Origin of the sequence: Microbacterium fluminis (assembly GCF_051549805.1) — a bacterium.
In the GTDB taxonomy this organism is placed as follows: domain Bacteria; phylum Actinomycetota; class Actinomycetes; order Actinomycetales; family Microbacteriaceae; genus Microbacterium.
The window spans coordinates 3,171,413-3,189,958 of sequence record NZ_CP196042.1 but is presented as its reverse complement, the minus strand read 5'-3'; the positions used below and the strand labels follow the sequence as shown (position 1 = coordinate 3,189,958).

The 18,546-nt window shown below is 73.3% G+C and carries 16 protein-coding genes and 1 pseudogene; 7 read left to right on the top strand and 10 right to left on the bottom strand.

Annotation, left to right across the window (positions count from 1 at the left end; genetic code table 11):
- Nucleotides 1–2: 2 nt before the first annotated feature.
- Nucleotides 3–857 (bottom strand): RDD family protein, encoded by an 855-nt coding sequence (locus ACSJDX_RS15435; RefSeq protein ID WP_438353515.1) that lies wholly within the window; start codon nt 855–857, stop codon nt 3–5.
- A gap of 16 nt (nt 858–873) precedes the next feature.
- Between ACSJDX_RS15435 and ACSJDX_RS15430 the strand changes: the two genes are divergently transcribed.
- On the top strand, nt 874–1,869 hold the full coding sequence (locus ACSJDX_RS15430; protein ID WP_438353514.1) for a stage II sporulation protein M: 996 nt from the start codon (nt 874–876) through the stop codon (nt 1,867–1,869).
- A 36-nt stretch (nt 1,870–1,905) separates the two neighbouring features.
- On the opposite strand, the gene aqpZ is transcribed toward ACSJDX_RS15430, so the two are convergent.
- A complete protein-coding gene (gene aqpZ / locus ACSJDX_RS15425; RefSeq protein ID WP_438353513.1) occupies nt 1,906–2,718 on the bottom strand; it encodes an aquaporin Z in 813 nt (270 codons plus the stop codon).
- A 320-nt stretch (nt 2,719–3,038) separates the two neighbouring features.
- On the opposite strand from aqpZ, the gene ACSJDX_RS15420 reads away from it, so the two are divergent.
- A complete protein-coding gene (locus tag ACSJDX_RS15420) occupies nt 3,039–3,593 on the top strand; it encodes an MIP/aquaporin family protein (RefSeq protein ID WP_438353512.1) in 555 nt (184 codons plus the stop codon).
- Nucleotides 3,594–3,738: 145 nt separating this feature from the next.
- Here the strand turns inward: ACSJDX_RS15420 and ACSJDX_RS15415 are convergent, their stop codons facing one another.
- The 5 genes from ACSJDX_RS15415 to ACSJDX_RS15395 are packed head-to-tail and all read right to left on the bottom strand — an operon-like array spanning nt 3,739 to nt 9,266.
- On the bottom strand, nt 3,739–5,046 hold the full coding sequence (locus ACSJDX_RS15415) for a DUF58 domain-containing protein (protein ID WP_438353511.1): 1,308 nt from the start codon (nt 5,044–5,046) through the stop codon (nt 3,739–3,741).
- Nucleotides 5,046–6,029: an AAA family ATPase gene (locus ACSJDX_RS15410; protein WP_438353510.1), complete on the bottom strand. Its 984-nt coding sequence runs from the start codon at nt 6,027–6,029 to the stop codon at nt 5,046–5,048. Before ACSJDX_RS15410 ends, ACSJDX_RS15415 begins: the two co-directional genes overlap by 1 nt.
- Nucleotides 6,026–7,180 (bottom strand): DUF4350 domain-containing protein, encoded by a 1,155-nt coding sequence (locus ACSJDX_RS15405; RefSeq protein WP_438353509.1) that lies wholly within the window; start codon nt 7,178–7,180, stop codon nt 6,026–6,028. The genes ACSJDX_RS15410 and ACSJDX_RS15405 overlap by 4 nt, the downstream gene beginning before the upstream one ends.
- Nucleotides 7,177–7,854: a DUF4129 domain-containing protein gene (locus tag ACSJDX_RS15400; protein ID WP_438353508.1), complete on the bottom strand. Its 678-nt coding sequence runs from the start codon at nt 7,852–7,854 to the stop codon at nt 7,177–7,179. Before ACSJDX_RS15400 ends, ACSJDX_RS15405 begins: the two co-directional genes overlap by 4 nt.
- Nucleotides 7,845–9,266, bottom strand: a complete 1,422-nt coding sequence (locus tag ACSJDX_RS15395; RefSeq protein WP_438353507.1) for a glycerophosphoryl diester phosphodiesterase membrane domain-containing protein — start codon at nt 9,264–9,266, stop codon at nt 7,845–7,847. Before ACSJDX_RS15395 ends, ACSJDX_RS15400 begins: the two co-directional genes overlap by 10 nt.
- A 156-nt stretch (nt 9,267–9,422) precedes the next feature.
- Here ACSJDX_RS15395 and mtrA point away from each other — a divergent pair, with 156 nt between their 5' ends.
- The 5 genes from mtrA (at nt 9,423) to hpf (ending at nt 15,061) form a co-directional block, all read left to right on the top strand.
- Nucleotides 9,423–10,103 carry an MtrAB system response regulator MtrA gene (gene mtrA / locus ACSJDX_RS15390; RefSeq protein WP_438353506.1) on the top strand — a complete coding sequence of 227 codons (681 nt, stop codon included), beginning with the start codon at nt 9,423–9,425 and terminating at the stop codon, nt 10,101–10,103.
- 7 nt (nt 10,104–10,110) lie between these two features.
- Nucleotides 10,111–11,835, top strand: a complete 1,725-nt coding sequence (gene mtrB / locus ACSJDX_RS15385) for an MtrAB system histidine kinase MtrB (RefSeq protein ID WP_438353505.1) — start codon at nt 10,111–10,113, stop codon at nt 11,833–11,835.
- Entirely contained in the window at nt 11,832–13,505 is a 1,674-nt protein-coding gene (locus ACSJDX_RS15380; protein ID WP_438353504.1) for an LpqB family beta-propeller domain-containing protein, read from the top strand. The genes mtrB and ACSJDX_RS15380 overlap by 4 nt, the downstream gene beginning before the upstream one ends.
- 100 nt (nt 13,506–13,605) lie before the next feature.
- Nucleotides 13,606–14,310 carry a ComF family protein gene (locus tag ACSJDX_RS15375; RefSeq protein WP_438353503.1) on the top strand — a complete coding sequence of 235 codons (705 nt, stop codon included), beginning with the start codon at nt 13,606–13,608 and terminating at the stop codon, nt 14,308–14,310.
- Between the two features lie 85 nt (nt 14,311–14,395).
- Nucleotides 14,396–15,061 carry a ribosome hibernation-promoting factor, HPF/YfiA family gene (hpf, locus tag ACSJDX_RS15370; RefSeq protein ID WP_438353502.1) on the top strand — a complete coding sequence of 222 codons (666 nt, stop codon included), beginning with the start codon at nt 14,396–14,398 and terminating at the stop codon, nt 15,059–15,061.
- Nucleotides 15,062–15,227: 166 nt separating this feature from the next.
- On the opposite strand, the gene ACSJDX_RS15365 is transcribed toward hpf, so the two are convergent.
- The 3 genes and pseudogenes from ACSJDX_RS15365 to ACSJDX_RS15355 all read right to left on the bottom strand — a co-directional run bounded on the left by ACSJDX_RS15365 (nt 15,228) and on the right by ACSJDX_RS15355 (nt 18,517).
- The gene (locus ACSJDX_RS15365) at nt 15,228–15,956 is read right to left on the bottom strand and encodes a hypothetical protein (RefSeq protein WP_438353501.1); all 729 of its coding nucleotides are present in this window, start codon (nt 15,954–15,956) and stop codon (nt 15,228–15,230) included.
- A gap of 40 nt (nt 15,957–15,996) precedes the next feature.
- Nucleotides 15,997–16,515: a hypothetical protein gene (locus tag ACSJDX_RS15360; protein ID WP_438353500.1), complete on the bottom strand. Its 519-nt coding sequence runs from the start codon at nt 16,513–16,515 to the stop codon at nt 15,997–15,999.
- A 194-nt stretch (nt 16,516–16,709) separates the two neighbouring features.
- Nucleotides 16,710–18,517: pseudogene (locus ACSJDX_RS15355) on the bottom strand (DEAD/DEAH box helicase).
- Nucleotides 18,518–18,546 lie beyond the last annotated feature (29 nt).

The following is an 18,546-nucleotide window of genomic DNA, read 5'->3' as shown; positions in this document are numbered from 1 at the left end:
GCTCAGCGAGCGGGGAAGCCGCGGGGAGCGTCGGGCGCGGCGGCGGTCAGCGCGGCCACGCGGCGCTCCTCGAGCATCAGGGCGTGCAGTTCGCGGTCGCGCCGCACGGCGGCGACCGCCCGCAGCAGTCCTTCGGGGTCCGCGGCGGGAACGGGCGAGACGAACGGGTGCACCTCCGCGGCGAGGGATGCCGCCACCCGCGCCCGCGCGGACGGCGCCATGTGCTCGGCCTGACGCACGAACTGCGCCACGCGGCGCGCGAGACGGTCGGGGAGGCGCGCGACGTCGGCCACTCCGGCCCAGCCGGCCAGGAACGGCGGCACGCCGGGGGCCGGAGGAGGAAGCGCCGCGGCGCGCGTGCGCTCGGAGTAGGTGCCGGCGAGCAGGTCGCCCAGCCGCTGGGCGCGCGGAGAGAACGCCCCGGTGAGCGCGGCCACCGCGCCCACCGTGAACCAGAGCTCGAACACCCCGACGACCGCACGGATGAACGCCTGGCGGAACCCGGATGCCCCGCCGTCGATCCGCACGATGCGCGCCCCGACCGCGAGCTTTCCGACGCTGCGTCCGCGCGTGGCGGTCTCGACCGTCGTGGGGATCACGACGGTCACCACCACGAGCATCGTCACCGACAGGATCGGGAACAGCACCGGATCGAGCGCGCCCTGCGCGGAGGCCCAGCCGGCCGACACCAGGAAGAGCACGTAGACGGTGACGCCGACGAGCATGTCGATGAGGGTGCCCAGTGCCCGCAGGAAGAAGCCGACCGGCTGCACGTCGAGCGCGACCGCCTCGCCGGTGAGGATCTCGTCCTGCGCGAGCTCGACGCGGGTGATCGCGGGAGCGGGAGCATCCGTCATGGGTACAGTGAATCACGTGGACCTCGACGCCCTCACCGCCGCACGACGCGACGAGTGGGCGCGGCTGAACGCCCTGGGGCGCACGCGGCGCCTGACCGGCCCCGAGGTCGACGAGCTGGTGGCGCGGTACCGCTCGGCGTCGGCCGACCTCGCCGACATGAAGACCTCGGCGGGGCGCACCCCGCAGGGCGACCACGTCTCCACCCTGCTCGCCCGCGCGAGGCTGCGGCTGACGGGTGGCTCGGAGAACGTGCTGCGCCGCATCCCGCGCTTCTTCGCCCTGCAGCTTCCCGCCGCGCTGTACCGGCTGCGCTGGACCACGCTCGTCATCGCGATCGTGTTCGTGGCCGCCGCATCCGTCGTCGCGTTCTGGGTCTCGGGCGATCCGGCACTTGTCGCGTCGCTGGGGAGCAAGGCGCAGCTGCAGCACTACGCCGACGAGCAGTTCACGGGGTACTACAGCGAGAACCCCGCGGCGGTGTTCGCCGGCACCGTCTGGACGAACAACGCCTGGATCGCCGCGCAGTGCGTCCTGTTCGGCATCACCGGCATCTGGCCGGTCATGGTGCTGATCCAGAACGCCGTCGGCATCGGCACGGCCGCGGCGATCATGCTCGCGTTCGGCCGTGGCGACGTGTTCGTGCTGTTCATCCTCCCGCACGGGCTGCTCGAGATGACGAGCATCTTCGTCGCCGGGGCGGCGGGCCTGCACATCTTCTGGGCGTGGGTCGCTCCCGGCGCGCGCTCGCGCGGTGAGGCGGTGGCGGCGGCGGGCCGCGCGCTCGGCACCGTCGCGATCGGGCTCGTGTTCGCCCTCGCGCTGTCGGGGCTCGTCGAGGGCTTCGTCACCGCGCAGCCGTGGCCGTGGCCCGTCAAGATCGGCCTGGGCGCGGCGGCGCTGGGCGCCTTCCTCGTCTACATGCTCGTCGTCGGTCGTCGTGCGGCCCGTCTGGGCGAGACCGGCGACCTCACCGAGTACGAGACCGGCACCCCGCGCCTCGTCGCCGGCTGACGGCCGGTACCCGCGGGGACGAGCGGATGCCCGAGATCAGGCCTTGCGCTGACCGTCGAACAGGGCGCGATAGACCAGCCCGGCGATCACGCCCCCGAGCAGCGGGAACACGATGAACACCCACAGCTGGGCGAGCGCCTCGCCGCCGCCGTAGATCGCGGTCGCGATCGAGCGCGCCGGGTTCACCGACGTGTTGTCGATCGGGATCGTGGCGAGGTGGATGAGGGTCAGGGTGAGCCCGATCACGAGTCCCGCGAGTCCGGCGTTCCCGCGCGTGCGGTGGGTGACACCGAGGATCACGGTCACGAAGATCGCCGTGAAGAGCACCTCCACGACGATCGCCGCGCCGAGCCCGAAGCCGCCGGGGGAGGCCGGGCCGTAGCCGTTGCTGGCGAATCCGGCGTCCTGCTTGGCGCCGAGCCATCCGTCCGGTCCGAACAGTCCGATCAGCACCAGGGCGCTCGTGGCCACGACGCCGCCGATCACCTGAGCGACGATGTAGCCGAGCACGCCGCTCCACGGGAAGCGGCCGGCGGCGGCCAGGCCCAGCGTGACCGCGGGGTTGAAGTGCCCGCCCGAGATCGGGCCGAACGCGTAGGCGCCGGCCATGACGGCGAGGCCGACGGCGAACGAGACGCCCAGGAACCCCACGCCGAGCGACGTGCCCTCGGGGCTCGCTCCGAAGTTCGCGGCGAACAGGGCGGTGCCGATCACGCCGATGACCAGCAGGAAGGTGCCGAGCGCCTCGGCGACGAGCGTCGTGGCGGTGGACGGTCCGGTCGGAGCGGGCGCGGGGGTGTGGTCGAGCGCGGTGGGATCGACCGGGACGTCGGGCTTCGGATCGCTCACGGATGCTCCTTCGGAGGGCGTGGCCGGTCGCCTCCGGCACCGACGCTAGCGGATGCCGCGCGCGCGGTGGGTCTCACCCGCGACAGGTGTACGCATCCGTAACACCGGGCGTCGCAACCTGTGAGCCGGCTGTGAGTGCAATACGGTGAGGGAGGCGCCTCGCATCGCGCCTCCATCGAGACCCCAGGGGATACCTTCATGTCGAGCCTCGTCCGCCACTCACTCGCCGAATTCATCGGCGGGTTATCTTCGCCTTCGCCGTCGTCGGGGCGGTCAACAGTGCGAGCCCCTTCACGCCTCTCGCGATCGGCTTCGTGCTCATGGTGCTCGTCTACGCCACCGGCCACATCTCCGGCGCGCATCTGAACCCCGCCGTGACCGTGGGCGTCTGGCTGCGCGGCGGCATCGACGTCGTCGGCGCGATCTCCTACATCGTCGTGCAGCTCGTGGGCGCGGCGCTGGGCGCCGCGCTCAGCTTCGTGGTGTGGCCGGCGGCCGCGGCGAGCCTGCAGCTGGAGAACGTCGGCGCCGCGTTCCTCGTCGAGGCCCTGTGGACCTTCGTGCTCGTCTACGTCGTGCTCAACGTCGCCACCTCCAAGGACCACCCGAACAACTCCTTCTACGGGCTCGCGATCGGCTCGACGGTCTTCGTCGGCGCCGTCGCGGTCGGCGGCATCTCCGGCGGCGGATTCAACCCCGCCATCGCCCTGGGACTGGCCGTGCACGGCGAGTTCGCATGGGGCTCCTACTGGCTGTACTTCGTCGCCCCGATCATCGGCGGCGCACTGGCCGCGCTGGTGTTCCGCGTGCTCAACGCGCACGACAAGCTGCCCGCGACCGAGGCGGCCACCGAGAAGGTCGCCGACACGCTCTGAGCCGACGCGTGCGAACGGCCCGGGGCGTCCGCGCTCCGGGCCGTTCCGCGTGCACCCTCTCCGGACCGCTCACCTGACGCGACACGCCCGTCGTGCACGCTCCCGAGGGCGTGTTGCGTCAGGTGAGCAGTCCCTGAGGAGGATGTCAGAGGCGACCGGCGGCCTTGAGGGCGAGGTAGCGGTCGGCGATGCGCGGCGGGAGGTCTTCGGGGGTGTCGGCGATCGCGTCGGCGCCGCCGCGGGCGAGGGCCTGGCCGACGCGGCGGGCATCGCGCAGCGCGCGTTCCGCGGATGCCGCGCGGTACACGTCCTCGGCGCTCGCCCGGTGCGCGGCAACGTCGTGCAGGCCGGTGTCGGTGGCGGTGCCCACGACGATCGCCCCCGCCCGTCCCAGCCCGGCGAGCGAGCCGAGCAGGCTGCGGGCGGACTCCGGCGCATCCTGCGCGGTGAGCAGCACCACGAGCGACGGGCGCGTGGTGAACGTGCGCACCTGGGCGAACGCGGCATCCCAGTCGGTGTCGATCAGCTGCGGCTCTACGGGGGCCATCGCATCAACCAGTGCGGGCAGCAGTGCCGCGCCGTCGACGCCGGTGACGCGGGCGCGGACGGCCCGGTCGAACATGAGCAGGTGCACGTGGTCGCCGGCCCGGGTGGCCAGGGCGGCCAGCAGCAGCGCCGCCTCCATCGCGGCATCCAGGCGCACGCCGTCGCCCACGCGGGCGGCGCTCGTGCGGCCGGTGTCGATCACGATCACGACATGCCGGTCGCGCTCCGGCCGCCAGGTGCGCAGCATCGTGGATCCCGCGCGCGCGGTGGCGCGCCAGTCGATCGAGCGCACGTCGTCGCCGCGCACGTACTCGCGCAGCGAGTCGAACTCGGTGCCCCGTCCGCGCACCTGCACGCTCGTGTTGCCGTCCAGCTCGCGCAGCCGCGCCAGCCGCGAGGGGAGGTGTCGCCGCGCCGTGAACGGCGGCAGCACGCGCACCGCACCGCGGGAGTCCAGACGCGCCTGGCGCCCCGCGATCCCGAGAGGACCGTCGGATCGCACCACCACGAAACCGCTCACCAGCTCGCCCCGGCGGCGGGGCAGCAGGGGCACCGACAGCCGCCGCCGTTCACCCGGCGGGAGGTCGACGACGAGGCGCTCCGCCGACGCCCCGGCGGTCGGCTGCCACGCGTCGCGCACGCGGCCGCGGAGCCGGCGTGACCCGGGGTTGGTCAGCACGAGCGAGGTCGCCACCGGTTCGCCCAGGCGCGCGCGGCGCGGCGCGGTGCGCTCGACGGTGAGCCGGCGCGGATCGGCGGCGGATGCGGCATCCGTCGCCGTTGCGACCGCGCACACGAGCAGCCAGCCGAGGGCCACCCACCACGGGTCGATCCCGGCCGCGCCGAGCGCGACGACGGGCACGACGCCGACGGCGACCAGCAGCGGCAGACGGCCGGTGACGTACATCAGATCGGCACGCGGGTCTGCTGCACGACCCCGCCGAGGACCGCGTCGACCGAGACGCCTTCGAGCTCGGCCTCGGTGCGCAGGCGGATGCGGTGGCGCCACGTGGGCACGAGCATGGTCTGCACGTGGTCCGGGGTGATGGCCGGGTATCCACCCAGCCACGCCCAGGCCTTGGCCGCCGCCAGCAGCGCCGTGGAGGCGCGCGGGCTCACGCCCAGCTGCACCGAGGGGCTCTGCCGCGTTGCACGCGCGAGGTCGACGACGTACGCGAGCAGGTCGTCGGAGACGGCGACGGATGCCGCGGCCCGCTGCGCCGCGGAGATCTCGGCCGCACCGATCACCGCGCTGAGCTCGGCCAGCGCGCGCGGATCGAATCCGGCGGCGTGCCGGCGCAGCACCGCGATCTCGGCGTCGCGGGCGGGGAGGTCGACGACGAGCTTGAGGAGGAAGCGGTCGAGCTGCGCCTCGGGCAGCGCGTAGGTGCCCTCGTGCTCGACGGGGTTCTGCGTCGCGGCGACCAGGAACGGCTCGGGGAGTGCCCGCGTGACGCCGTCGGTGGAGACCTGGCGCTCCTCCATGGCCTCCAGCAGGGCCGACTGCGTCTTGGGCGGCGTGCGGTTGATCTCGTCGGCGAGGACGACGTTCGTGAACACCGGACCCTCGCGGAACTCGAACTCACCGGTGCGTGCGTCGTAGATGAGCGAGCCCGATACGTCGCCGGGCATCAGGTCGGGGGTGAACTGGATGCGCTTGGCGTCCAGGCCCACCGCGCGGCTGAAGGAGCGCACGAGGAGGGTCTTGGCGACGCCGGGCACACCCTCCAGCAGCACGTGGCCGCGGGCCAGGAGTGCGATGAGCATGCCGGTGATCGCGCCGTCCTGGCCGACGACGGCCTTGCCCACCTCGAGGCGCACGCGGTTCATCGCTTCGCGCAGCGCCGCGTCGTCGACGGGAGGGAGGGGGGTCTGGTCGGGAGTCGTCATGGGCGGTTCCTTTCCGGGCGCACGGCGGCCCGCACGGCGTTCTCGAGGTCGCGCAGCCGGTCGCTCAGGGCGACCAGCTGCGCGTCGGTGGTGGGACGGTCATCGAGCAGGATGCCGCGCACGACCCCGCGATCGGCGCGCAGCCGGTCGGCGGCGGCATCCGCGATCTCCGGCGCCGCCGCGGTCGGGCCCAGCGCGAGGGCGCGCCCGAGCCGCTCGAGGGCGCCGGCGCGCAGCTGGTCGGCGGCGTGCAGCGGATCGCGGGCGGCCTCGTACAGCCGCGCGCGTCCCTCGGTCGTCTCGGAGGCGCGCACCGTGACGGGGAGCCGTTCGGCCACGAGCGGCCCGAACCGGCGGCCGCGCCACAGCGCCGCGGCCAGCGCCGCGGCCACCAGCACGACGATCGCCGGCGTCACCCAGCCGGGGGTCAGCTCTCCCAGGCTCGGGGTCGCCGAGGCGAGGTCGGTGTCGGAAAGGCTCGGCACGTACCAGACCACCGCGCCGCGGGCGGCGAGGAGGTTCACGCCGAGGGCGGCGTTGCCCTCCGCGGCGAGATGCTCGTTGGTGAGCGTGGCGCGGCCGTCGATCGCCGCCGCGGTGCCGGAGGTCAGCAGCGCGTACGCGCCGTCGCCGAGCGGATAGCAGCCCTGCGCGTCGCCGGGGCGGAATCCCGCCCCGGGGGTGATCGATCCCGAGCGCCGAGCGGCGTCCAGGTCGCAGCCGGGGGTGACGGATGCCGCGCCCGCCCCGCCGGCGGGAACCGACCCGGGCAGTCCGATGCGCAGGTCGCGCGCCCGCGGCTCGATGAGCACGACGCCGGCGGCGGCATCCACCAGCTCCTGCAGCGCGCCGTCGGAGAGCGCCGGCGCGGCGGACAGGACGAGCGTCGCCGGACGCTGCGCGAGGGCGGCGCGGGCGGCGCCGCGGTCGCGCGCGACGGTGACGTCCACGCCCTGATCGCGCAGGATCGTTGCCAGGGCGCGCGCACCCTGCGGGGCGGCCGACTCGGGGTCGAGCACGTCGCGCTGCGACCACTGGCCGGCGCCGGACAGGGTGACTCCGACGAGTCCGACGAGCAGGAGCACGGCGGCGATCGCCGCCCAGCCGGCGATCGCCCGGCCCCGGCGGGGCGGCGCCTGCACCGTCGTCATGCGAGCGCGCCCTGCGGGGTGAGCCGGGGCGCGGCGGCGGCGACGGCCTCGTCGGCGGCGACGACCCGCTGGTAGAGCTCCGCGGTGCCGGGGCGGCGCAGGTAGCGCACGTCGTCGAAGGCCGACGCGGCGGCGTCGAGCGCCGGGGTCGCGGCCGGGAACACACGGCCGGCGAGCCGCGCGAAACGGTGCACGGTGGCACCGGGTTCGAGATCGACGAGGCCGCGTTCATCGAGCCCACGGGCGAGCGCGCGGAAGCGCAGGACGATCGCCGCATCCCACTCCTCGCGTGCGGCGGCGGCCGTGGCGTCGCGGCGCAGCTGCGCCGCGGTCCGCCCCTCCGTCTCGCCGAACAGCTCGGCCGACGCCGCGCGCGAGCGGTGCACCGCCCGCGGACGCCCCCAGACGAGGAAGGCGACGACGACCACGACCACGACGATCACGACGGCCCCCACGGCCAGCGCCAGACCGAACCCGTCGCCCACCCGGGGGTTCAGCAGCGCCGTGAGGAACTCGCCGACGGCACGGGCGGCCCGGTCGAAGAAGGTCGGCTCGGAGACGGCGTAGACCGGTTTCGCCAGCTCCTGCTCCGCCCAGCGCCGCGCCTCGTCGCCGTCGGGCGCCACCGGATCGGCGGACGCCGCGATCGCGACGCGCAGGACGCTCAGGACCACGGCGACTCGGGGTCGCCCGGTCCTGCGGCACCGGGGGCGGCCCATCGGGTGGGCTCGGGAGGAACCGGGGGAGCGGGATGCTGCGGCTCGGCCGCCGGCGGCGCGGGCGGCTGCGCTGCGGACGCCGGGGGCGCGTACGGCGGAGGCGCGGGCGTGCCGGGTTCCGGTGCGTACCCGGGTTGCGGCGCGTATCCGGGTTGCGGCGCGTACCCGGGCTGCGGATACGCGGGTTGCGGATACCCGGGCTGCGGATACCCGGGCGGGGGCGCGTATCCGGGGTGCGGGGTGTACCCGGGCTGCACCGGATAGCCGGCGGGGGCGTAGCCGGGCGGCGGGTATCCGCCGTATCCGCCGACCGCCGGTCGGGGAGAGATCTCGCGGCCGATGTGCTCGCGATACGGGTCGGGCAGGCCCTGCGCCCCGGCATCCCTTCGCTCCACGTACGACTGCAGATCGAGGTCGAGGCCCTCGCGGCGCATGCGGCAGTCGATGTAGATGAGCGCCGCGGCGGTGGACTGCACCACCAGCGAGACCGCCTGGATCGCGAGCGTCACGGCCTGCGTGATCAGACCCGACACCACGACGGCGATCACGGCGCTCGCATTCGGGCTGCCGGTGGGGGAGAAGAGGGTGCTGAGCCCGGTCGACACGAACGAGAACGGGATGCTGATCACCTGGGCGACGAACCCGAACACCACGCCGACGATGACCGTCACGCCCAGCGCCGGCCAGAACCGCCCGCGGATCAGGCGCCACGAACGGGCGACGGCCGCACCGAGGTGGGCGTGCTCGACGATGATGATCGCCGGCACGAGCAGCAGCTTGGTGTAGATCCACAGCCACAGCGGGATGGCACCGAGGGCGAGGATCACCCCGAGGCCGATCGCCACCGGCAGGGCCACTGATCCCAGGGCGAACAGCGCCCCGCCCACGATCGCCACGACCACGAGGACGGCGAGGGTGAGCAGGAGCGAGTAGCCCACGAGGCGCCACGCGACCGGCTTCACGCGCCGCCACAGCGTGCCGAGCGAGAGCTTCTCGGCGAGCACCGCCGAGACGACCTCGCTCACCACGACACCCTGCACGACGACACCCAGTGCGCCCGCGGCCAGGCCCAGCACGAATCCGGTCACCGCGGTGAGCGCGATCGATCCGGCCATCACGGTGCTGAAGTCGTCGGTGCCCGGTCGCACGGTGTCGAGCCGTGAGAACGACGCCCACGCCACCGCGCCGATGCCGACGATCAGCAGCAGGTAGGCGACGACCTGCACGCCGAGGGCGAAGCCCAGCAGAACGCGCGGGTTGTGCCGCAGGGCCGAGAAGGATCGACCGAGGATGGTGCCGAAACCCAGGGGATGAAGGGGGACGATCCCGGGTCGGGCCGCCGGCGTCCAGGCCGGGTACGCGGTCACGTGGTCCCCTCCTCGTGCTCGTTTGGTCCTATCGTGTCACACGCCGACGAGTGCGCTCGGCTCCTCTCCAGGCGGTGTCTCCTACACTGTGGAGTGCGCATGGGGATGGCGCGCACCGCCGTGCACCCGGCCGAACGCAAAGGACGACGCGTTGACATGACTTCACGCATCCTGGTGGTCGACGACGACACCGCCCTCGCCGAGATGATCGGCATCGTGCTGCGCACGGAGGGATTCGAGACGGTGTTCTGCGCCGACGGCGCGGCCGCGGTGGACGTCTGGCGCGCCGAGCGCCCCGACCTGATCCTGCTCGACCTGATGCTGCCCGGGATGGACGGGATCGAGATCTGCACGCGCGTGCGCGCCGAGTCCGGCATCCCGATCATCATGCTCACCGCGCGCACCGACACCGCCGACGTGGTGCGCGGTCTCGAAGTCGGCGCCGACGACTACATCGTCAAGCCGTTCAACCCGAAGGAGCTCGTCGCGCGCATCCGCACGCGGCTGCGACCCGCCGCCCAGCCCGCCGGCGACACGCTGCGCATCGGCGACCTCGCCGTCGACGTCGCCGCGCACGAGGTGCGCCGCAGCGACGACGTGATCGCGCTCACGCCACTGGAGTTCGAGCTGCTCGTGGCGCTCGCCGCCAAGCCGCAGCAGGTGTTCTCCCGCGAGATGCTGCTCGAACAGGTGTGGGGCTATCACTACAAGGCCGACACGCGGCTGGTCAACGTCCACGTCCAGCGCCTGCGCGCCAAGGTCGAGCAGGATCCCGACAACCCCAAGATCGTCACGACGGTGCGCGGCGTGGGCTACCGCGCCGGCGCCGTGATCTGAGGCTCCGATGACGGGCGCGAACCCGACGGTCCCGGCATCCCGTCCGGCGCTGTCCGGATGGCGCGACTGGCGCGAATGGCCGGAGAGCCTCGCCGGACTGTGGCGGAGGTCGCTGCGCTTCCGCACCGTGCTGGTCACCCTCGCCCTGACGGCGCTGGCGATCCTGATCGCGTGCATCTGGATGGCGCTCGCGATCCAGAACGACCTGTTCGACTCGCGCAAGGATCAGGTGCTCGCCGACGCCGGCCGCGCCACCTCGCAGGCGCAGGCCGCCCTCAACAGCGCCGTCGTGCAGGGCGACCCCGTGCAGATCGAGACGCTGATGAACAGCGTGCGCGCGATCCTCGCGCAGCAGGCCTCGACCAACTCGATCTCGGTGGCCCGGATGGACGACGCGCCCTCGGCGCTCGCGCCCCCGGACTTCGCCTCCGGCGCGCTCGACACCGACGAGGGGCTGGTGACGGACGGCCTGCGCGCGGCGGTGCGCTCCAATCCGCAGCAGTGGTGGCAGTCGGTCGCCCTGCCCACCGCCGACGGCCGCGTCGTGCCGGGCATCGTCGTCGGTCAGCAGCTGCAGTTCCCCGTGGTCGGATCGTACGAGCTCTACGTGGCCTACGACCTCGGCAGCGCCCCGCAGACGCTCGGCTTCATCCAGGGGATGCTGTGGGTGGTCGGTCTCGGACTCGTCGTGCTCATCGGCGCGATCTCCTGGTTCGTGCTCCGATCGGTCACCACGCCGATCGGAGAGGCCGCCGAGACCAGCGCGAAGCTCGCGTCGGGCGACCTGGCCGTGCGGCTGCAGGTGCACGGGGAGGACGAGCTGGCCACGCTCGGTCGCTCCTTCAACGCGATGGCCGACAGCATCGAGTCGCAGATCAAGGAGCTCGCCGATCTGTCCCTCGTGCAGCAGCGCTTCGTCTCCGACGTCTCGCACGAGCTGCGCACGCCGCTGACCACGATCCGGCTGGCCTCCGACATGCTCAACGACCGACGCGACGACTTCGACCCCGCCACGGCGCGGGCGGCGGAGCTGCTGCACGCGCAGGTGCAGAGGTTCGAGACGCTCCTGACCGATCTCCTCGAGATCAGCCGCTACGACGCGGGCTCGGTGCAGCTCGAGCTCGAGCCGACGAGCCTCGCGCACCTCGCCGAGGACGTCGTGGCCTCGATGTCGCAGCTCGCCGACCAGCACGGCACCGACGTGCGCCTGGTCGCGCCCGGGGGATATTCCCCGGTCGACATGGACCCGCGCCGAGTGCGCCGCGTCGTGCGCAATCTGCTCGGCAACGCGATCGAGCACGGCGAGGGCCGCCCGATCGTCCTGACGGTCGACAGCAATCAGCGGGCGGTCGCCCTGTCCGTGCGCGACTACGGACTCGGCATGAGCGCCGACGACGTGGAGCGCGTATTCGACCGCTTCTGGCGAGCTGACCCGTCGCGCAAGCGCACGATCGGCGGCACGGGGCTGGGCCTGTCGATCGCGCTCGGCGACGCGAAGCTGCACGGCGGCGAGCTCGCCGTCTGGTCGGAGCTCGGGCGCGGCACGAACTTCGTGCTCACCCTGCCACGGCGCGCCGGCGTCGACCCCAGCCCTTCGCCCATCCCCGTCGACCCCGCCGACGGCGGAGACGACGCGCTGGACGCGCTCGGGCTCACCCAGCCGATCGAGATCGCGACGGATGCCTCGGGCGGCCGTGCCGCGTCGGGTCCGACGCCCCGGAGCACGCCGTGAACCGCCGCATCCTGACCCTGGTGGCCGCCCTCGCGACGCTGCTCGCGCTGTCCGGGTGCGCGGGACTGCCCACCTCCAGCCCGGTGCAGCCCGGGGTGCCGGCCAGCGGGGACGGCGGAGCGCCCGACTTCGTGAACCGGCCCGATCCGCCCAAGGCCGGCGGCACACCGGAGGAGATCGTCACGGGGTTCATCCGCGCCGGGTCGGGTCCGTCCGACAACTGGCTCGTCGCGCGGCAGTACCTCACGCCCGACAACAGCTGGCGGCCGAACGCGGGCGTCGTCATCGACACCGGTCAGCGCACCTACACCGACGACACCTCCGACAACGGCACGCTCACCCTGAGCCTCACCCAGACCGCTCAGATCGATGCGGCCGGCTCGTACGCGCCGACCGAGACGGGGTCGACGCGCCTGCCCTTCGAGCTGGTCAAGCAGAACGGCGAATGGCGGATCAGCCGCGCGCCCGACGGCGTGGTGATGACGCAGAACGTGTTCCTCAGCGTCTACCGGCGGTACTCGCTGATGTTCTTCGATCCGAGCTGGACCTACCTCGTGCCCGATGTGCGGTGGTTCCCGACCGTGAACGCGCCGTCGAGCATCACCCGCGCGCTGCTGGCAGGGCCCAGCCCATGGCTGGCGGGAGCGGTGAACCCCGCCGCCCCGGACAGCATCGCTCCGCCCAGCGCCGTGCCCCAGGTCTCGGGGGTCGCGCAGGTGGAACTCGGGGCGAGCGCGGTCGGCATCGACCGCACCACGCTCGACCGCATCCAGACGCAGCTGGCGGCCAGCCTCGCCTCGGCGGGGGTCACCGAGGTGCAGCTGCTCGCCGGGGGCACGCCGCTGAACGTCTCGCGGGTGTCGACGGCCTCCACCGGGGTGAGCGGCTCGGCCCTGGTGCTCACCGGGCAGAGCTTCGGGTTCCTCTCCGGCGACAGCGTCGACCCGCTGCCCGGACTCAGCGACGCCGTGCTGGCGCTGCCGTCGGTGCCCACGGCGATCCAGGTCGCCCCCTCGCAGACCGTCGCGGCCGCACGGCTTACCAGCGGCACGGTGGTGCGGGTGAGCAGCGACCGCCCGTTCGCGGAGGTCGACGCCCGCTCCGGGATCATCGACCCCACGATCGACCGGTACGGATGGGTGTGGACGGTGCCGCACGATGCGCCCGCGGCGCTGCGTGCCACGGGCGACGCGGGCACGCCGGTCACCGTGCAGAACGCGTGGAACGGGGCATCCGCCGTCACCGCCATGGCGGTCTCGCGCGACGGCACGCGCATCGCGGCGCTGGTCGAGTCGGGCGGCCGCACCTTCGTGTGGGTGAAGGGCATCGTGCGCACCGCCGACGGCACGCCGACCACCCTCGGGAGTCAGGTGCTCGAGGTCGCTGCCGCCCCCGGCATCGGGCGCGGGCTCACGTGGCTCGACGACGCGAACCTGGGCGTGCTGACCACCGGTGACGAGCAGCCGGTCATGATCGAGCAGCCGGTGGGCGGTCCGGGGTCGACGGTCGCGGCACCCGTCGATTCGGTCGCGATCGCCGGCGGCGGCTCGACCGCGACGGTGCGCCTGCGCGATGGGGCGGGCGCGCTGTACGTCAAGCGAGGGACGAACTGGAATCAGACCGGCAGCGGCATCACGGTGCTGGCGACGCAGCAGGGGCAGCCGCGCTGATTCCTCCCCAGCCGGGGCGGGGGGTGCCGGGCTCGGCGGGTGTGCACCGCTCACGTGCCGCAGATGCGGGCCGCACGGCATCGACGGGCAGAGTGGGAGCATGCCGTTCCTGCCCGCCGCCGTGCGCGACGCGCTGGAGGACGCGCTGACGCTCGCCTTCCCGGTCGAGTGCGCCGGCTGCGGTCTGCCCGACGAGGCGCTGTGCGCATGCTGTCGTGCGGCGCTCGTGCCGCGCCCTCGCGTGCGCACCCTGGCCGCAGGCATCCGCGTCGCGAGCTCGCTGCCGTTCGAGGGCGCTCCTGCGCGCGTCGTGCGGTCGCTCAAGGAGGAGGGGCGCACGGGGCTGGCCCGCGCTCTGGCTCCGTGCCTGGCGGAGGCCGTCGCGCTGCTCGACCCCGGCGGCGGGTGCGCGGTCGTGCCGGTTCCCTCGTCGCGCGCGGCGATGCGCCGCCGCGGCTATCGAGTGGTCGAGCTGGTCGCGCGGCGGGCGGGTCTGGCACCCGTGCGGCTGCTGCGCCCGGTGCGCCAGACCGCCGATCAGCGGGGTCTGGGTCGCGACGAGCGCGCGCGCAACGTGGCCGGCAGCCTCCGGGCGACGGACGCCCGGGGACTGCGGGTGGCGGATGCCTGCGGACGGCGCGCGATCGTCGTCGACGACGTCGTGACGACCGGGGCGAGTCTGGCCGAAGCGGTGCGGGCGCTGCGACACGCCGGGGTGGAAGTGATCGGTGCGGCCACGATCGCCGCCACGGCGCGGATCGCGCCGGGTGCGCGTGAACACGAGGTGAACTTCCGCGTGACATGACCTGTCGCCCGGACTACCGTGGGGGGACACAAGGCGACTCGATGGTCCGCCCTTGGCCGGGCGGACCGGAACAAGGAGGTCAAGGATGGAAACCAGCATCGTCGGCGTGGGAGTGGGCATCACCGATCGGTTCCGCTCCGTTGTCGAAGAGAAGTCCGTCCGCATCGAGAACCTCGCGCCGCGCGCGCAGTCCCTCGAGGTCAAGGTCACCCACCGCGCGTACCACAACACGCGGGTCGACGACGAGACGGTCGAGCTCACCCTCACCGGCAAGGGCCCGATCGTGCGGGCGGAGGCCGTCGACGGCGACAAGTTCGCCGCGCTCGACCTCGCGCTCGACAAGATGACCGAGCAGCTGCGGCGCGCGAAGGACAAGCGCGTCGACGCGCGCAACCACCCCCGCGGAGCCAAGTTCGAGAAGGGGAGCGGACAGCTGCAGGGGATCGACGTGCAGCCGGCGTCGGCCGACGTGCTGCGCGCCGTCGCGACCGGCGAGGTGCCCGTCATCGCCGGCGACGAGGAGGAGGCCGACTACACGCCGGTCGTCATCCGCACCAAGAACTTCGACGCCGAATGGATGACCGTGGAGGAGGCGGTCGACCGCATGGAGCTGGTCGGCCACGACTTCTTCCTCTTCATCGACGCCCGCAGCGACCACCCGAGCGTGGTCTACCGCCGCAAGGGCTGGGACTACGGCGTCATCTCGCTGACGGCCGCCGCCCCGCCGGAGGCCGAGGAGCTGGCCTCCTGACCTGACACGACGAAGCGCCGGGACCCGGGGGTCCCGGCGCTTCGTCATGTCCCGTCAGGACTGCTCACCCGACGCGACACGCCCTCGATGAGGCGCACGCAGGGCGTGTCGCGTCGGGTGAGCGGCCCCGGACGTCAGTCGAAGATGTCGCCGAGGAGGCCGCCGATCACGAGACCGCCGAGGATGCCGCCCATCGCGTCGCCCATGCCGCCTCCGCGTCGCCCGCCGCCGCCCTGACCCCAGCCGCCCGGATCCTGCGGACGGGACGAGTCGATGTCGCGCTGGGCGAGCTGCAGGGCTTCGGCCGCCAGCATCCCGGTCCGTCGTGCCATCTGCAGCGCCGGCTCGAGCGAGTCCTCGCCGCCGGGCAGCGCCTCCATGTCGAGTCGCAGTCGCTCGGCCTCGGCGAGCCGTGTGCGGGCGTCGGCGCCGATCCAGCCGCGGTGGCCGGAGATGACGCGCGCGCGACGGCGAGCTGATGGTCGGCGTCGTCGACGGCATGACGGATCTGCTCGACCGTCGGAAGGGGGCGGGCCGCGCGCTCGCGCGCCGTGTCGATCGCAGCGTCGAGGGCGGTGTTGGCCTCGCGCAGTCGAGTGAGCTCGCGGAACGGGTCGGCCTTCGCGCCGGCGGGCGACAGCGCGGCCAGCGCCTCTTCGAGCGCCGACACGGCCGCCGTCACGGCGGGCACCTGGGGGGCGTTCCGCGCGGCGACGATGTCTCCGCGCGAGTCGGCCACCACGTCGGCGAGCGTGGACTGCGCGCGCAGCGCCTCGACCTCGAAGTCGTCGACGGCGTCGAAGAGGGAGGCCGCACGCCGCACCGCCTCGGTGGCCGTCTCCAGCGCCAGGAGCGCCTGCTCGCGCTGTCCGGTAGCGCGACGGCGCTCCGACACGTCGGCCCCGTGCTCGGCGAAATCGAGCAGTTGCGCCGCTTCATCGGCATTGGCGGCGACGGGAGCGCACCGCGTCGTCGCTGTAGCGCTCGCCGACGCGGGCGATCACCGCCCGCACGTCGGCGAGTCGCTCGCGCAGGCGCACGGCGTCGGCGCGCACCCCGGCGAGGATCTCGGGAGCACGCCGCACGGTCGCGATCCGCCCGGCCAGAGCCTCGGTCTTGTCGTCGATGACCTCCCCGGCCCACTCGCACAACTGCACGATGCGGGCGTTGCGGGTGCGCAGCTCCTCGCGCGTGTCGGGGATCTCGTCGTGGTTCAGCTGGTGCAGGTGGAACGCCTCGGCCAGGTGGGTGCGCACCGCGGTGAGCGCCTCGCGCAGCTCGCGCGTGGCATCCGTCCCCAGCTCCGCCTCCGCGAACACGAGCTCGTCGGCGGTGACGCGCAGCCGCTCGTCGGTCGCGACCAGCGCGCTCTGCGCGCGGCGGTCGAGGTCGGCGTCCTGCGCGTCCTGCTGCGCCTGCTCTTCACGTCGTCGCTTGCCCCAGAATCCGGCCATGCTTCGATCCTAGGTCGCCGCTCCGGGGCATCCTCCCGCGGTTCGCGCTAGGCGCACCCGGCCGGGCCGCTTGCACGTTCTGTGTCACGAATCGGCGTCCGCCCTAAGGGAATCGATAGGGCGGACGCAGGGAGGTGTAGCAGAAGGCGAAAGAGAGTGCGGGCCGGCAGACGAGCGGATGCCGCAGGCGTGTGTCAGTCGCGGTGGCGCGGCTTGCGGGGCGGGCGGTCGTCGAACGATCCGCGGGCGGGGCGGTCGTCTCGGGCCGGACGGGCGTAGCCGCCGCGGTCGTCGTCGCGCCGACGACCGGGACCGCCGGTGTCGAGGCGCAGCTCGATGAGCTGGCCCGAGATGCGGGTCCCGGAGAGTCGGTCGAGCGTCTCGCGCCCCAGGTTCGCGGGAAGCTCCACGAGCGAGAAGTCGGGACGGATCTGGATCGCCCCGAAGTCGCCGCGGCCGAGGCCCCCTCGTTGGCGAGGGCGCCGACGATCTGACGCGGCTCCACGCGGTGCCGCCGGCCGACCGCGATCCGGTAGGTGGCCATCGGCCCGCTCGCGCCCCGTCGCTCCGTGCGGTCGCCGCGCTCGACGCGGTCACCCCGCTCGGGACGGTCGCCGCGTGGCGAGCGCGCCGACGGCTCGGGGTCGGGCTCGAGCAGCAGCGGCGTCTCGCCCTGCGCGACGACCGCGAGGGCGGCGGCGACATCGGTCTCGGGCACGTCGTGATGGCGCACGTAGTGGGCGACGATGTCGCGGAACCGGTCGATGCGCTCGGTCTCGCCGAGGGCCGCGGTGATCCGGTCGTCGAAGCGCGACAGGCGTGTCTCGTTCACCTCGTCGACGCTGGGCAGCGTCATCTCGGTGAGCTCCTGGCGGGTGGCGCGCTCGATCATCTTCACCAGGCCGCGCTCGCGGGGGTGACGAAGCTGATCGCGTCGCCGGTGCGTCCGGCGCGCCCGGTGCGGCCCGTGCGGTGCACGTACGACTCGGCGTCGGTGGGGATGTCGAAGTTCACCACGTGCGAGATGCGGTCGACGTCCAGGCCCCGGGCCGCGACATCCGTCGCCACCAGGATGTCGAGCTTGCCCGACTTGAGCTGGTTCACGGTGCGCTCGCGCTGGGCCTGGGCGATGTCGCCGTTGATCGCGGCGGCGGAGTACCCGCGGGCGCGCAGCTTCTCGGCGATCTCCTCGGTGACGCTCTTGGTGCGGCCGAAGATGATCATGCCCTCGAAGTTCTCGACCTCGAGGATGCGCGTGAGCGCGTCCATCTTCTGCTGCCACGCGACGATCAGATAGCGCTGCGTGATGTTCGCGGAGGTCGCGGTCTTGGTCTTGACCGTGATCTCCTCCGGATCGTGCAGGTACTGCTGCGACATGCGGCGGATGGATGCCGGCATGGTCGCCGAGAACAGCGCGACCTGCTTGGTGTCGGGGGTGTCGGCGAGGATCGTCTCGACGTCTTCGGCGAAGCCCATCTTGAGCATCTCGTCGGCCTCGTCGAGCACGAGGAACTTCATCCGACAGGTCGAGGGTGCCCTTGTCGAGGTGGTCCATGATGCGACCGGGGGTGCCCACGATGATGTGCACGCCGCGACGGAGGGCCGACAGCTGCACGCCGTAGCCCTGTCCGCCGTAGACGGGGAGCACGTGCACGCCCTTGGTGTGGCCGGCGTACTTCTCGAACGCTTCGCACACCTGCAGCGCGAGCTCGCGCGTCGGGGCGAGTACGAGCGCCTGCGGCGACTTCTGCGCCAGGTCGAGGCGGTCGAGGATCGGCAGCGCGAACGCCGCGGTCTTGCCGGTGCCGGTCTGGGCGAGGCCCACGACGTCGCGCCCGGACAGCAGCGTGGGGATGGTGGCGGCCTGGATCGCCGACGGCGTCTCGTACCCGACGTCGCGCAGCGACTTGAGAACCGCCTCACCCAGCCCGAGGTCGGCGAAGGTGGGGGTCGCGGTCTCGTCGGGCGTCTCGGTCTCGGTGGAGTTCTCGGTTTCAGGCACAGTTCAGCGTAGTGCGCGCGCCTGAGAGG

Excerpts from the sequence above, each read along its gene's own strand:
- ACSJDX_RS15435 (WP_438353515.1), bottom strand. The coding sequence starts at position 857 with ATGACGGATGCTCCCGCTCCCGCGATCACCCGCGTCGAGCTCGCGCAG.
- ACSJDX_RS15420 (WP_438353512.1), top strand. The coding sequence starts at position 3,039 with ATGGTGCTCGTCTACGCCACCGGCCACATCTCCGGCGCGCATCTGAAC.
- ACSJDX_RS15415 (WP_438353511.1), bottom strand. The coding sequence starts at position 5,046 with ATGTACGTCACCGGCCGTCTGCCGCTGCTGGTCGCCGTCGGCGTCGTG.
- ACSJDX_RS15410 (WP_438353510.1), bottom strand. The coding sequence starts at position 6,029 with ATGACGACTCCCGACCAGACCCCCCTCCCTCCCGTCGACGACGCGGCG.
- ACSJDX_RS15405 (WP_438353509.1), bottom strand. The coding sequence starts at position 7,180 with ATGACGACGGTGCAGGCGCCGCCCCGCCGGGGCCGGGCGATCGCCGGC.
- mtrA (WP_438353506.1), top strand. The coding sequence starts at position 9,423 with ATGACTTCACGCATCCTGGTGGTCGACGACGACACCGCCCTCGCCGAG.
- mtrB (WP_438353505.1), top strand. The coding sequence starts at position 10,111 with ATGACGGGCGCGAACCCGACGGTCCCGGCATCCCGTCCGGCGCTGTCC.
- ACSJDX_RS15375 (WP_438353503.1), top strand. The coding sequence starts at position 13,606 with ATGCCGTTCCTGCCCGCCGCCGTGCGCGACGCGCTGGAGGACGCGCTG.
- hpf (WP_438353502.1), top strand. The coding sequence starts at position 14,396 with ATGGAAACCAGCATCGTCGGCGTGGGAGTGGGCATCACCGATCGGTTC.
- ACSJDX_RS15360 (WP_438353500.1), bottom strand. The coding sequence starts at position 16,515 with ATGGCCGGATTCTGGGGCAAGCGACGACGTGAAGAGCAGGCGCAGCAG.